Raw genomic sequence first — 12,938 nt, 5'->3', positions numbered from 1 at the left:
AACGGCTGGGAGTCAGAATCCGGGGACTAGAAGAGTCCGGGGATCACCTCCTCCGCTGTGTCGGAGAACGCCGCTTCCTGCTCGGCCAGGTAGGCCTCCCAGGCTTCGGTGTCCCAGATCTCCGCGCGGCTTCCTGCGCCGATGACGGTGAGGTCGCGGCCGAGTCCGGCGTAATTCCTGAGCGCTGCAGGCACCGTGACACGGTGCTGCTTGTCGGGGGTCTCCGCGCTGGCACCGGAGAGGAAGACACGCAGGTAGTCCCGAGCCTGTTTGCTCGTGACGGGCGCCTGGCGGATCTTCTCGTGCAGCGATTCGAATTCACGGTTGCTGAAGACGTAGACGCAGTGCTCCTGGCCACGGGTCATGACCACTCCCCCTGCGAGTTCGTCACGAAACTTCGCCGGCAGGATGATGCGGCCCTTCTCATCGAGCTTCGGGGCGTAGGTGCCAAGAAACATCGCTACGCCCTCCCTCTCGTTCCGGCCAACTCTGGGTCTTCTCCACTTTACTCCACTTCGCACCACAAATCTACGAAAACGGCGTTATTGCCGCTATCAATGGGCCGTTCTCCGCTCCACGTCAACGATCGACGAGGTGGAGGGAAATGGAGCGCTTATACGCTTCGAGGGCGCATTTCGACGCTCGACGGAACGGGCGACGAGGCGAACGCCCGATTTCGGGCACAAAAAAGGGCCGACCTTTCGGTCGGCCCTGAAGTGAGGGGTGAAAGTGGAGGATCGCCTAGCGGTCGTCCTGGCGCTTGTCCCAGCGGTCGTTCATCCGGTCCATGAATGTGGTCGAACCCTTCCGCGGATTGCTCGTCGACGCGGAGGCGAAGCCGTCCTTGTCTGCGGGAGCATCGGCATCCGCTTTACCGGGAGAGATCGCGACGAGAACGCCGGCGAGCATGACCCCGAACCCGAGGATCCCGATGATGGGCTGCTGAAGAATCACACCGAGCACGAGAGCAGCGGCGCCCACGATGGTGATGACGCTTCCGAGCGCAACGCTTCGATAGGTGGGGCGACCACGCCGGTCCCCGACGGTCGACACGAAGTCGGCATCGTTCCGGTAGAGGTTGCGCTCCATCTCATCGAGAAGCCGTTGCTCCTGTTCAGACAGTGGCATGATGTTCCCCTCCAACTCGGGTTCGACGCAGGTCCATCTCGTCAATTCTAGCCATGGTCAGATGGCTAGGCTAGCGCTGTGAGTGAAACTGCCAACCTGCACGACCTGGTCCAGTCGAGAATCGACAATTTCCTGAGTTCTCGTGAATCCATTCTCGCCCAGGTCGGAGCCGACCTCGAGCCGTTCTCCTCCTTCTCTCGGGAGTTTCTCAGCGGTGGGAAACGCTTCCGGGCAAGCTTCTGTTACTGGGGCTGGGCGAGCGTCGCCGGACCGGGAAATGCCCCGGAAAACGGACTCGACGCCATGGTCTCCCTCGCCGGCGCCCTCGAGCTCTTCCACGCCGCCGCGCTCGTGCACGATGACATCATCGACAATTCCGACACCCGGCGGGGAGCACCGGCTGCACACAAGCGTTTCGAGAGCCTCCATCTGTCCTCCGGCTGGGACGGGGACGGCGACGGCTATGGTCGAGCGGCTGCCATTCTTCTGGGGGACCTGCTGCTCGGATGGAGCGACGAACTCCTCGACGAAGGCCTCGCCGCGGTGGCGCCGGAAGCCAGACTCGCCACTCGGGCTGAGTTCATTCGGATGAGAACCGAGGTGACGGCGGGCCAGTACCTCGACATCCTCGAAGAGCGCGCATGGCGCGCACACCCCGAAGAGGATCAGCTCGCCCGCGCCAGGCAGGTGCTGATATTCAAGTCGGCAAAGTACAGCGTCGAAAGCCCGCTTGCGATGGGAGCTCTCCTCGGCGGCGGAACGGAGACGCAGGTCGCATCGTTGCGCGCCTTCGGGCTTCCGCTCGGAATCGCCTTCCAGCTTCGCGACGATCTGCTGGGTGTCTTCGGTGATGCCGCGGTCACCGGCAAGCCGAGCGGCGATGATCTCCTCGAGGGCAAGCGCACCGTTCTTGTCGCACTCACCAGGCCGACGTTGCCGAAGGCTGCTCGCCGGATCTTCGACGAGCTGCTCGGGGACCCGACACTCGACGCAGAACAGATCGCGTCGCTGCAGGCGACCATCAGGGACTCGGGAGCCGTCGACGAGGTCGAGGCGATGATCGCCGACAATCTGGGACGGGCGAACGCGGCGCTCGACGGGGCAGGCCTCAGCGACGAAGCGACGAACGGGCTGCGATCGCTCGCGGACGCGGTGGTCAGGCGCAACTACTGAGCCGGACCGGACCCTGACGGCTCAGGCGAGCGCCTGGGCGACGCGGCGCACCTCGGCTTTGCGGCCGGCGCGCAAGGCGTCGATGGGGGCAGTGCCGAGACTTTCCTCGACGGAGAGCATCCACTCCATCGCCTCGTCGTCCGTAAACCGCGCATCGGCGAGGACGAAAAGCGTTCCCCGGAGTTCGCTGAGCGGCTGGTCCTCGTCATTGAGGAAGTCGGCCGGCACACTGAGGACACCGTCACGCTTGATGGCGAGAAGCTGGCGCTCCTCGATCAGGCGGCGAATCCGGCTGGGAGTGAGGTCGAGCTTCTCGACGAGGTCGGGAATGGTCAGCCACTGGCGGTCTGCATACAGATCTGTCACAGGTATGAGTGTGACAGATCGAACGCGGACCGGTGGACCCTTGGGATCGTTTTGCACCACCGCTACCGGGTCCCGTCCGTCACTCTCATTGACTCACATCCCAGCAGTGTGCGAATCTGAGGGGCGATTGACACACGAATGGGGGCCATTTCCATGGCGCAGCGAACCGTAACACCGCACCGAGCGGGCGACGTGCGCCAGCGGGCGCGCAATTTGACCCTGCCGATTCTGCTCACCGGCTCTCTTGCGGCCAGCATGCAGGCGATGCCCACCGAGGCCGCCGCGGCTCCGCACTCCCCCTCCCCTCGGACGAGCGCACCGAGCCCGAAACCGCTGGCGACGGCTCCCGCAGCGGTCGCTGCCGTCGCCTCCGCTCCTGCCCGCTACACCGTCGCAGCCGGCGACACCGTGAGCGACATCGCCGCCAGGTACGGACTCGCGACGGCGTCGGTGCTCGCGCTCAACGGACTGAGCTGGTCGAGCACGATCTTCCCCGGCCAGGTCCTCAGTCTCACCGGCGCGACGGCAACACCGGCGCCCCCGGCGGCGGCTCCCGCGCCGGCTCCGAAAACGAGCCACGTCGTCGTGGCAGGCGACACGGTAAGCGGCATAGCAGCGGACCATGGCGTTGCCGTCTCAGCCGTGCTTGCGGCCAACGGCCTCAGCGCGTCGAGCATCATCTATCCCGGCCAGTCCCTGAAGATCCCCGGAAGTGCCGCGGTCCCCGCGTCTCCCCCGGCTCCGACGCCGAAGCCCACCCCGAAGGCGAAAGCGGATGCCGTGACCCCGCTGAGCGCCGAAATGGCAACGAACGCACGAATCATCGTCGCGACCGGCCGGTCGATCGGAGCGAGCGATGAGGCAATCGTCGTCGCGCTTGCGGCCGCGGCACAGGAGTCAAGCCTCAGGAACGTGCAGTTCGGTGATCGCGACTCGCTCGGCCTGTTCCAGCAGCGACCGAGCCAGGGTTGGGGAACAGCGGCACAGCTCCTCGACCCGGTCCGGGCGACCAAGGCGTTCTTCGGCGGGAAGAACAACCCGAACCCCGGGCTCACCGTCGGTCTGTTCGACATTCCCGGCTGGACGTCGATGTCACTCACCGACGCCGCCCAGGCCGTCCAGAAATCCGGACACCCGGATGCCTACGCCAAGTGGGAGACCTCGGCCAGGGCCTGGCTCAGCCAGCTCGGTTGACCCGGCCGCTCAAGCGCTCCCATCGGGCGGTTTCTTCACAATCCGGTCACGAATTCGGTTCCATTAGCCGTCGTTCCGGTGTTTTGCGAGCGTGTATGGTGCCCGGCTCCATAGACTTCCAATCGTGACAACGAGCCAGCGGATCGACCCCCTCATCGGTCGTCTCATCGACGACCGCTACGAGGTCCGTTCGCGCATCGCTCGGGGCGGGATGGCAACCGTCTACCTGGCCACAGACCAGCGACTGGAACGCCGCGTGGCCATCAAGGTCATGCACGGTCACCTCGCCGATGACAGCAACTTCCGCAATCGATTCGTCCAGGAAGCCCGGTCGGCAGCCCGACTTGCCGATCCGCACGTGGTGAGCGTCTTCGATCAGGGGCAGGATTCCGATCTCGCCTACCTGGTCATGGAGTACCTCCCGGGGATCACCCTGCGCGATCTGCTCCGCGACCACGGCAAGCTCACCCCCCGCCAGGTCGTCGACATCATGGATGCCGTGACGAGCGGCCTCGCCGCCGCGCACCGGGCGGGAATCATCCACCGCGACCTCAAGCCCGAGAACGTCCTGCTCGCCGACGACGGTCGCATCAAGATCAGCGACTTCGGTCTCGCCCGTGCCGCAAGCGCGAACACCGCAACGGGCCAGTCGCTGCTCGGTACGATCGCGTACCTCTCCCCCGAACTCGTCACACGCGGTGTCGCCGATGCTCGAAGCGACATCTACGCGCTCGGCATCATGATGTACGAGATGCTCACAGGTGAGCAGCCATACAAGGGCGAGCAGCCGATGCAGATCGCTTACCAGCACGCCAACGAATCGGTTCCGCGGCCGAGTGTCGTGAACCCGTCGGTCCCCGACCCCCTCGACGACCTCGTTCTCTGGGCTACGGAGCGGTCGCCGGATGAACGTCCAAGCGACGCCCGCGAGTTGCTCGAGCGGCTTCGCGAGGTCGAGAAGCAACTGGGGTTCGCTTCGACGGCGACGGCGGCACACAACCCGACGATGCTCATGCCGGCGGCGCCACCGATCAGCGACACCGCCGAGTTCACGCAGGCCCTCACATCCGCCAACATGTCGACGGACCCAGTAGCCCCCGAGGATGCGACATCCGCTCTCCGCACGACAACCGCGAGGCGCCGCAAGAAAGGCTGGTGGGTCCTGGCCTTTGTCCTCATGCTCGCCGCGGTCTCCGGGGGCACCGGCTGGTACTTCGCCGCCGGTCCCGGGTCTCAGGTCTCGATGCCGGATCTGGTCAATTCGACACCGGAGGAAGCGACGGCGATCCTTCAGGAGATGGGGCTCCAGGTCGAGCAGGGCAGCGAATACAGCTTCGATGTCGCGTCAGGACTCGTGTCGAGCACGGACCCGGGGCCGGGGAGCCAGGTCGTGCGAGATTCCGCGGTCACCGTGAATGTGTCACTGGGGCGGGCACCCGTCACCGTGCCGGCACTCGCGGGCATGACCCTGGAGGAGACCCAATCCTTCCTGACCGACAATCGGCTCACGGTCGGCACCGTCGACAAACAGTTCAACCGTGACGTCGAATCAGACGTCGTGATCAGCGCCGTCGATCCCGCCAGCGAAAAGGATCTCTCCGCCGGTGGCGAGATCCTCCAGGGCGAAACGGTCAACCTCGCGGTGTCGGTCGGTGCGATACCGAACGGTGTCGGGTTGAGTCCGGATGCCGCACGGGCCGCGTTCGAGGACGTCGGCCTGGTGGTCTCGGACAAGGTCGAGGAACGTTTCAGCGATGAGATCGACAAGGGTCTCGTCCTCTCCGTCATTGTCGCCGACGGCGTGATCCGCCCAGGGGATGACGTCAGCCTGGTCGTCTCGAAGGGCGTCGACCTTGTTCCGATCCCCGACGTCGTCGGCATGCTCGTCGCCGACGCCATCCAGAAACTGCAGGACGCCGGGTTCAAGACCACGGTGGAAAGCGACCTCGAGGAACTCTTCTGGGCGCCGACGCGGCTGACCGTCGACAGTATCGACCCCGAAGCCGGCGAGTCGGCGAGACGCGGATCGACGATCACGGTGACCGCGAACATCCTCGACTGACGAACGGTCCGAACACACATGAGGCGCCGGGAACCTTCGTTCCCGGCGCCTTCGATGTGTTCCCCTTCTACTTGCCGAGTTCCTCCGCGACGAGGAATGCCAGTTCGAGGGACTGCATGTGGTTGAGCCTCGGGTCGCAGAGAGACTCGTAGCGGGTCGACAGGGCAGCCTCGTCGAGGTGCTCTGAACCGCCGAGGCACTCCGTGACGTCGTCACCGGTGAGTTCGACATGGATGCCGCCCGGGTGCGTCCCAGCGGCACGATGCGCTTCGAAGAAACCCTTCACTTCGTCGACGACGTCGTCGAAGCGGCGGGTCTTGTAACCGTTCGGCGTCGTGATTCCGTTTCCGTGCATCGGGTCGGTGACCCACAGCGGATTGGCGTCTGTCGCTTTGATCGCCTCGAGAAGCGGAGGCAGGGCATCCCTGATCTTGCCTGCACCCATCCGCGTGATGAACGTGAGCCGACCAGGCTCCCGCTCGGGGTCGAGCTTCTCGATGAGCTCCTGCATCGCCTCGGGTGTCGTCGACGGGCCGAGCTTGACACCGATCGGGTTCCGGACCCGCGACAGGAAGTCGACGTGGGCTCCGTCGAGGTCCCGCGTACGCTCGCCGATCCAGATGAAGTGCGACGAGGTGTTGTACGGGGTACCCGTGCGCGAGTCGATCCGCGTCATCGGCCGCTCGTAATCCATCAGCAGGCCCTCGTGGGCGGTGTAGAACTCGACACGCTTGAGCTCGTCGAAGTCAGCTCCTGCGGCCTCCATGAAACGGATGGCCTTGTCGATCTGGCTGGCGAGCTGTTCGTACCGGTGGTTCGCCGGGTTGGACGCGAAGCCCTTGTTCCAGCTGTGCACCTGACGCAGGTCGGCAAAACCGCCCTGCGTGAACGCGCGGATCAGGTTGAGCGTTGACGCCGCCGTGTGGTACCCCTGCACGAGGCGGTTGGGGTCGGCGCGGCGCGACTCAGGAGTGAAGTCGTACCCGTTGACGATGTCACCTCGGTACGCGGGCAGGGTGACGTCGCCGCGGGTCTCGGTGTCGCTCGAGCGGGGTTTCGCGAACTGACCGGCCATGCGGCCCATCTTGATCACGGGCATCGACGCACCGTAGGTGAGGACGACGGCCATCTGGAGGATGGTCTTCACGCGGTTGCGGATCTGGTCCGCTGTTGCTCCCGCGAAGGTTTCGGCACAGTCGCCGCCCTGCAGGAGGAAGGCGTCGCCGCTCGCGGCCCGCGCGAGTCGTTCGCGGAGGATATCGACCTCACCCGCGAAGACGAGGGGAGGAAACGAAGCGATCTGCGCGGATGCCCGGCCGACGGCATCCGGATCCGGCCATTCCGGCTGCTGCTTGATCGGCAGTTCACGCCAATAGTCCAGACCGGAAATCACAGAGTCATCTGCCAATACCACCGGATCAGTTGGATCTACCACGGAACGTTCCTGTTTCTCTCAGAAGGGGAAGTGAGCACCACGACGGGCCCGATTTCCAACCCTACCGCGAAAGAGTTGGCGCCTTTTCCTTCACGCTCGTCGCGTACACATCGACGTATTCCTGCTTGCTCAAGCGCTGCATCTCGTACATCAGCTCGTCCGTGATCGATCGGAGGATGAAGCGGTCACCTTCCATCCCCTCGAACCGGCTGAAGTCGAGCGGTTCGCCGATGATGATCCCGATCCGCCGAAGTCGCGGCAGGGTCGTTCCGATCGGCATCATCTTCTCGGTGTCGACCATGGCGATGGGGATGATCGGAACGCCGGCTTCGAGGACCATGCGTGCCACGCCCGTTCGCCCGCGGTACATCTTGCCGTCAGGGCTGCGTGTGCCCTCCGGGTAGATGCCCAGGAGGTCTCCGCCACCGAGGATGCGGAGACCGGTGTTGAGTGACGCTTCTGACGCTTTGCCGCCGGAACGGTCGATCGGGAGCTGCCCCGTCGCCTTCATGAACGTCCGGGTGGCCCAGCCCTTGAGTCCCTTGCCGGTGAAGTACTCGCTCTTCGCGAGAAAAGAGATCCTGCGATCGAGGTACAGCGGCAGGAACACCGAGTCGATGACAGACAGGTGGTTGGAGGCGAGGATCGCCCCGCCGGTCTTGGGGATGTTGTCCTGGCCGATCACCCACGGGCGGAACAGCGTCTTGAACAGCGGTCCAGCCACCAGGTACTTCATGAACCAATAGAACATCGTCGTTCCAGTATCCCTTACTGCCGGTTCGCCGGAGCGGTACGACGTGCTGACACCCGGGCGAGGTCGGCGGCACCGACGACACCGGCGTCGTTCACCAGTTCCGCGATGCGGAATTCAGGCTCCGGGTGGTAGCCCCGCGCGGGAAGGTGCTCAAGATAGGCGTGACGGATCGGCTCGAGCAGGAGTTCGCCGACCTGCGCCACTCCCCCGCCGAAGACGAAGAGCTGCGGGTCGAGGATGGCGCCGAGCGTCGCGCAGCCCTGGCCCAGCCAGTTGCCGAGCTGGCGCAGGGCAGCGAGGGCGCCCCCGTCTCCCTCCGCGATGAGGTCGGCGACGTCGTGCCCGGTGAGGACGCCGGAGACGTTCCTGCGTTCGGCCAGGGCCTGGCCGATGCCCCCGGCGTCGGCGAATTCATTGGCCATACGGAGCAGCGCCCGCCCCGACCCGTACTGTTCGAGGCACCCGTGCTGTCCACAGCCGCACGGAAGTCCATCGGGGATGAGCCGCAGGTGCCCGAGCTCCGCTCCGGCACCGAACCCACCGCGGAACAGCTTGTCTCCCGTGACGAAAGCACCGCCGACGCCCGTGCCGATCGTGAGCATGACCATGTCGCTCACCAGCCGACCGGCCCCGAACCGGAATTCGGCCCAGCCGGCAGCATTCGCGTCGTTTTCGATGACGATCGGAAGATCGATCCGCGCGGCGAGTCGGCTCTGGAATGGTTCGTTCCGCCAGTTGATGTTGGGAGCGTAGTAGACCGTCGACTGGGCTGCATCGATGAACCCTGCGGCTGCCACACCGACGCCCTCGACGTCGCGGCCGGCTGCCAGAGTATTGACCATGTCCACGACCGCGTCCTCGATCAGTTGGGTCGGACCGGTGGGGGTCGGGATGCGGGCTTCAGCGACGACATGTCCGTCGTCGTCGACGAGCGCTCCGGCGATCTTCGTTCCACCGATGTCGATACCAATGGCGTGCACGCGAAAAAGACCTCCAAAGTGGGGGGTGGACTGCCGAAAGCCACAACAACGTTCCTCGCGGCCCGGATCAGTTTAGTGATCCGGGCCAACTCCCGCCACGAGAACAGGGGTCGGCGCTCGACTGCCCCCTAGAGTAGACGTACCTTGCCCCTACAGGTACCAAAGGAGCTACCGTGGAACAGTTTGAAGTCCCCTCCCTCGTCCCCGCCGACCCGAACGGCAACACCACCGACCTGTTGGTCGAGCGGGTGAAGCTCACGCCGAATGCGCCTCTGTTCGCCCTCCCCCGCGGAGGCTCGTGGGAGGACGTTTCCGCAGCAGAGTTCCACCGCCAGGTCGTCGCCCTCGCCAAGGGCTTGGTCGCAGCGGGAATCGAACCCGGCGACAAGATCGGTCTCATGGCGAAGACCAGCTACGAATGGTCTCTCATCGACTTCGCCACCTGGTTCGCCGGTGCTGTCCTCGTCCCCATCTACGAGACCAGCTCCCCCAGCCAGGTCCAGTGGAACATGAGCGATTCCGGCGCCGTTGCCGCCATCCTCGAATCGGCTGACCACTTCGCACGGTTTGACGAAATCCACCCGGAGCTTCCCCTCGTCCGCAACGTGTGGCAGATCAACCTCGGTGACCTCGACAAGCTGGCCGCGAGCGGCGCTGACGTCCCAGACGAAGAGATCGAACGTCGCCGCCAGCTTGCAGTCGGCTCGGATATTGCCACCCTCATCTACACGTCCGGTTCCACAGGAAAGCCGAAGGGCTGTGTCCTCACCCACTCGAACTTCGTCGAGCTGTCTCGGAACTCCGCCGTCGCTCTCCGCGAGGTCGTGGCCGCCCCGAGCGGAGCATCCACTCTCCTCTTCATCACCCTCGCGCACGTCTTCGCCCGGTTCATTTCGGTACTCAACGTTCACGCCGGTGTGAAGACCGGGCACCAGCCGGACACCAAACAACTGTTGCCGTCGCTCGGATCGTTCAAGCCGACCTACCTCCTTGCCGTACCGCGTGTCTTCGAGAAGGTCTACAACTCGGCCGAGCAGAAGGCTGAAGCGGGCGGAAAGGGCAAGATCTTCCGCCGCGGAGCAGATGTCGCCGTCGCCCACTCGATGGCGAAGCAGAAGGGCGACTCGATCCCGCTCGGCCTCAAGCTGCAATTCAAGCTCTTCGACAAACTGGTCTACAGCAAGCTCCGTACCGCAATGGGCGGCCACGTCGAATACGCTGTCTCCGGTTCGGCGCCGCTCGGACCGCGACTCGGGCACTTCTTCCACAGCCTGGGTATCGAGATCCTCGAGGGTTACGGCCTCACCGAGACCACGGCACCCGCAACGGTCGGCCGCCCAGGCAAGACCCCGATCGGGACAGTGGGACCGGCGATGCCCGGTGTCGCCATCCGGACCCTGGATGACGGTGAGATCGAGGTCAAGGGCATCAACGTCTTCAAGGAGTACTGGAAGAACCCCGAGGCCACAGCCGAAGCGTTCAACGACGGCTGGTTCCGCACCGGTGACCTGGGATCGTTCGACAAGGACGGAAACCTCACGATCACCGGCCGCAAGAAGGAGATCATCGTCACTGCAGCGGGCAAGAACGTCGCCCCCGCCGGCCTCGAGGACCCCATTCGGTCGAACCCCGTCGTCGGACAGGTCGTCGTCGTCGGAGACCAGCGTCCGTTCATCTCGGCACTCATCACGCTCGACTCGGAGATGCTGCCCACCTGGCTCGGCAACAACGGTCAGGAAGCCACGCTCAGCCTCGAGCAGGCAGCGAAGAACCCGGCCGTGCTCGACGAGATCCAGCGGGCGATCGACGCTGCGAACACCAAAGTCTCCCGTGCGGAGTCCATCCGTAAGTTCGTCGTCCTCCCGACGGAGTTCACCGAGGCGAGTGGGCACCTGACGCCGAAGCTCAGCATCAAGCGCCACGTCATACTCAAGGACTTCGCCACAGACATCGACGCGCTGTACGCGGACGCGCCGACCCAGGGCATCCCCCTCGGTTAGAGCTCCTTAAACGAGCAACGGCCCCGATCCCTTCGCAGGGTTCGGGGCCGTTTTCTCGTGGGGGCGATCAGAACCAGTCGCTCTCGCGGACTTCCTTCATCGCCGCACGCCGGTTCTCCTTGTCGAGACGGTCGAGATACAGCAGCCCGTCGAGGTGGTCGACCTCGTGCTGAAGCGCCTGGGCGAGCAGCCCCGTCCCGCTGAGCTCGACCGGCTCGCCGTCGAGGTCGTTGCCGACGACACGGACGAACGGATACCGCGGGGTCGGGTACCAGAGACCAGGCACCGACAGGCATCCCTCGTCGACCGGTTCTTTCTCGCCACGCGTCTCGACGATCACCGGGTTGAGGATGTAGCCGATGTCGCCGTCGATGTTGTAGCTGAAGGCACGCAGGTTCACGCCGATCTGGCTCGCAGCGACGCCGGCCCGTCCCGGGGGCCGCACGCTGTCGAGCAGGTCGTCGACGAGGCCCCGGACTCCGTCATCGATGGCGTCGATCGGATCGGATGCTGTCTTGAGGACGGGGTCCCCGAAAATACGGATTCGTCGTTCTGTCACTGGGATCTTTCGTGGGTCAGGCCCGTCGCGAGGGCAGACCCTCGACGACGAGTGCAGCGAGGGTTCTCGCGGCATGGCGGGTGACCGGGCGCAGGTCCCGGAAGGATATGGCGGAGCCCGCTGCGAGTTGTGGGTCGTACGGGATCCGCACGATCTCGCGCACCCGGGACTGGAAGTGCGTTTCGATCTCATCAAGGCGAACCATGTGTGCGCCGTGTGTTGCGGTGTTCAGCACGACGACGGCCTCTTTCACGAGGCGATCGTACCCGTTCTGTTCGAGCCAGGTCAGCGTCTCGGATGCCAGCCGCGCCTCGTCGACGCTCGCACCGGACACGATGACGACGGAATCCGCGCGGGCGAGGGTGGCCCGCATGACGGAGTGCACGATCCCGGTGCCGCAATCGGTGAGGACGAGCGAGTAGTAGCGGGCGGCGAGGTCGGCGACCGTGTTGTAGTCGGCTTCGTTGAACGCCTCGGCGAGGTGAGGGTCCGTGTCGGAGGCAAGAACGTCGAGCCTGGTCTCGTCGCGCGCGACCCGGTCGGAGAATTCGGAGTACCCGGTGATGCTGTCGATGTCACGGACGATGTCACGCACCGTGTAGTCGGTGTGCTGCGCGATCCGTTCAGAGAGGGTTCCCCTGTCCGGGTTCGCGTCGATCGCGATGACGCGGTCGTCCCTGGCATCCGCGAGAGCCATCCCGAGCAGTGCTGTGACGGTGGTCTTGCCGACGCCGCCCTTGCGGGTGAGAACGGGCACGAACCGTGCACCGCCCTCCCAGCGTCGCCGGATGCGCGCGTCGAGCTCCTTGCGTGCCACCGCCCGGGCTGAATCGCCGAGGTTCACTCGGGAACGCGTCACGTCGTAGACGAGCTTCTGCCAGCGTCCCTCCGGTGGCGTCCTGGTGGCAGGGGTGCCGTCGAGAAGTCTTTCGCTCGTGAGCAGCGCGGACGGCTCCGGGGCCCCGGTCTGGTAGCGCGTCGCGCTGATGCTCTGCGGTTCGGCCGCATCGGACGCGACGGCAGAAACCTCGACGATACGCGTGTTCCGGTGCTCGGAGTCGAGTGTCTCCGGGTTCACGGGAACATCATCGATGGCGACCGCGAGCTCGTCCTCAGGGATGTCGTGAACCGGCGCTGCCGGGAACTGGACGGAGAGCGTCGCCGGAGACCCTGACAGCTCGATCGACGACGTGTCGACCCCGACGTCGTCGAGCCGGGGCGCGACGGCGTCGTCACTGGAGTGACGCGGGGTGCCACGGCCAGGTGTGCTGGAAGCCAAGGGCTGCC

The 12,938-nt window shown here is 65.1% G+C and carries 12 protein-coding genes; 4 read left to right on the top strand and 8 right to left on the bottom strand.

Translation table 11 applies throughout. The annotated features are described in order from the left end of the window. Window positions 1–26: 26 nt before the first annotated feature. Together mraZ and D9V29_RS04390 are read right to left on the bottom strand one after the other, a co-directional pair. A complete protein-coding gene (mraZ, locus tag D9V29_RS04395) occupies window positions 27–458 on the bottom strand; it encodes a division/cell wall cluster transcriptional repressor MraZ (protein ID WP_121672118.1) in 432 nt (143 codons plus the stop codon). Window positions 459–741: 283 nt separating this feature from the next. After that, the gene (locus tag D9V29_RS04390) at window positions 742–1,128 is read right to left on the bottom strand and encodes an SCO2097 family morphological protein (protein ID WP_121672324.1); all 387 of its coding nucleotides are present in this window, start codon (window positions 1,126–1,128) and stop codon (window positions 742–744) included. Window positions 1,129–1,206: 78 nt separating this feature from the next. Here D9V29_RS04390 and D9V29_RS04385 point away from each other — a divergent pair, with 78 nt between their 5' ends. Then, window positions 1,207–2,301, top strand: coding sequence for a polyprenyl synthetase family protein (locus D9V29_RS04385; protein ID WP_121672117.1), 1,095 nt, complete (start codon window positions 1,207–1,209; stop codon window positions 2,299–2,301). A 21-nt stretch (window positions 2,302–2,322) separates the two neighbouring features. Here the strand turns inward: D9V29_RS04385 and D9V29_RS04380 are convergent, their stop codons facing one another. Continuing rightward, complete coding sequence (locus D9V29_RS04380; RefSeq protein WP_121672116.1) at window positions 2,323–2,667, bottom strand: Rv2175c family DNA-binding protein; 345 nt, start codon at window positions 2,665–2,667, stop codon at window positions 2,323–2,325. Between the two features lie 153 nt (window positions 2,668–2,820). Here D9V29_RS04380 and D9V29_RS04375 point away from each other — a divergent pair, with 153 nt between their 5' ends. Together D9V29_RS04375 and pknB are read left to right on the top strand one after the other, a co-directional pair. Beyond that, window positions 2,821–3,861, top strand: a complete 1,041-nt coding sequence (locus D9V29_RS04375) for a LysM peptidoglycan-binding domain-containing protein (protein WP_121672115.1) — start codon at window positions 2,821–2,823, stop codon at window positions 3,859–3,861. Window positions 3,862–3,985: 124 nt separating this feature from the next. Further along, window positions 3,986–5,923: a Stk1 family PASTA domain-containing Ser/Thr kinase gene (gene pknB / locus D9V29_RS04370; protein WP_121672114.1), complete on the top strand. Its 1,938-nt coding sequence runs from the start codon at window positions 3,986–3,988 to the stop codon at window positions 5,921–5,923. 67 nt (window positions 5,924–5,990) lie between these two features. Here pknB and D9V29_RS04365 read toward each other — a convergent pair whose 3' ends face one another. From D9V29_RS04365 to D9V29_RS04355, 3 genes are all read right to left on the bottom strand, one after another. Beyond that, window positions 5,991–7,358 (bottom strand): class II 3-deoxy-7-phosphoheptulonate synthase, encoded by a 1,368-nt coding sequence (locus D9V29_RS04365; protein WP_121672113.1) that lies wholly within the window; start codon window positions 7,356–7,358, stop codon window positions 5,991–5,993. Between the two features lie 61 nt (window positions 7,359–7,419). Next, a complete protein-coding gene (locus D9V29_RS04360) occupies window positions 7,420–8,109 on the bottom strand; it encodes a lysophospholipid acyltransferase family protein (RefSeq protein ID WP_121672112.1) in 690 nt (229 codons plus the stop codon). Between the two features lie 17 nt (window positions 8,110–8,126). Next, on the bottom strand, window positions 8,127–9,092 hold the full coding sequence (locus tag D9V29_RS04355) for an ROK family glucokinase (RefSeq protein ID WP_121672111.1): 966 nt from the start codon (window positions 9,090–9,092) through the stop codon (window positions 8,127–8,129). Window positions 9,093–9,265: 173 nt separating this feature from the next. Here D9V29_RS04355 and D9V29_RS04350 point away from each other — a divergent pair, with 173 nt between their 5' ends. Next, window positions 9,266–11,092: an AMP-dependent synthetase/ligase gene (locus D9V29_RS04350; RefSeq protein WP_121672110.1), complete on the top strand. Its 1,827-nt coding sequence runs from the start codon at window positions 9,266–9,268 to the stop codon at window positions 11,090–11,092. A 67-nt stretch (window positions 11,093–11,159) separates the two neighbouring features. Here the strand turns inward: D9V29_RS04350 and def are convergent, their stop codons facing one another. Together def and D9V29_RS04340 are read right to left on the bottom strand one after the other, a co-directional pair. Beyond that, on the bottom strand, window positions 11,160–11,651 hold the full coding sequence (def, locus tag D9V29_RS04345) for a peptide deformylase (RefSeq protein WP_121672109.1): 492 nt from the start codon (window positions 11,649–11,651) through the stop codon (window positions 11,160–11,162). Between the two features lie 16 nt (window positions 11,652–11,667). Continuing rightward, entirely contained in the window at window positions 11,668–12,930 is a 1,263-nt protein-coding gene (locus D9V29_RS04340) for a MinD/ParA family ATP-binding protein (protein ID WP_229790358.1), read from the bottom strand. Window positions 12,931–12,938: the final 8 nt, after the last annotated feature.

Origin of the sequence: Mycetocola manganoxydans (genome assembly GCF_003667545.1) — a bacterium.
Taxonomy (GTDB): Bacteria; Actinomycetota; Actinomycetes; order Actinomycetales; family Microbacteriaceae; genus Mycetocola_A; species Mycetocola_A manganoxydans.
The sequence above is the reverse complement of the archived record's forward strand: the minus strand, read 5'-3'. Positions and strand labels throughout refer to the sequence as shown.

Coding starts and splice junctions, on each gene's coding strand:
- mraZ (WP_121672118.1), bottom strand. CDS start 458: ATGTTTCTTGGCACCTACGCCCCGAAGCTCGATGAGAAGGGCCGCATC.
- D9V29_RS04390 (WP_121672324.1), bottom strand. CDS start 1,128: ATGCCACTGTCTGAACAGGAGCAACGGCTTCTCGATGAGATGGAGCGC.
- D9V29_RS04375 (WP_121672115.1), top strand. CDS start 2,821: ATGGCGCAGCGAACCGTAACACCGCACCGAGCGGGCGACGTGCGCCAG.
- D9V29_RS04360 (WP_121672112.1), bottom strand. CDS start 8,109: ATGTTCTATTGGTTCATGAAGTACCTGGTGGCTGGACCGCTGTTCAAG.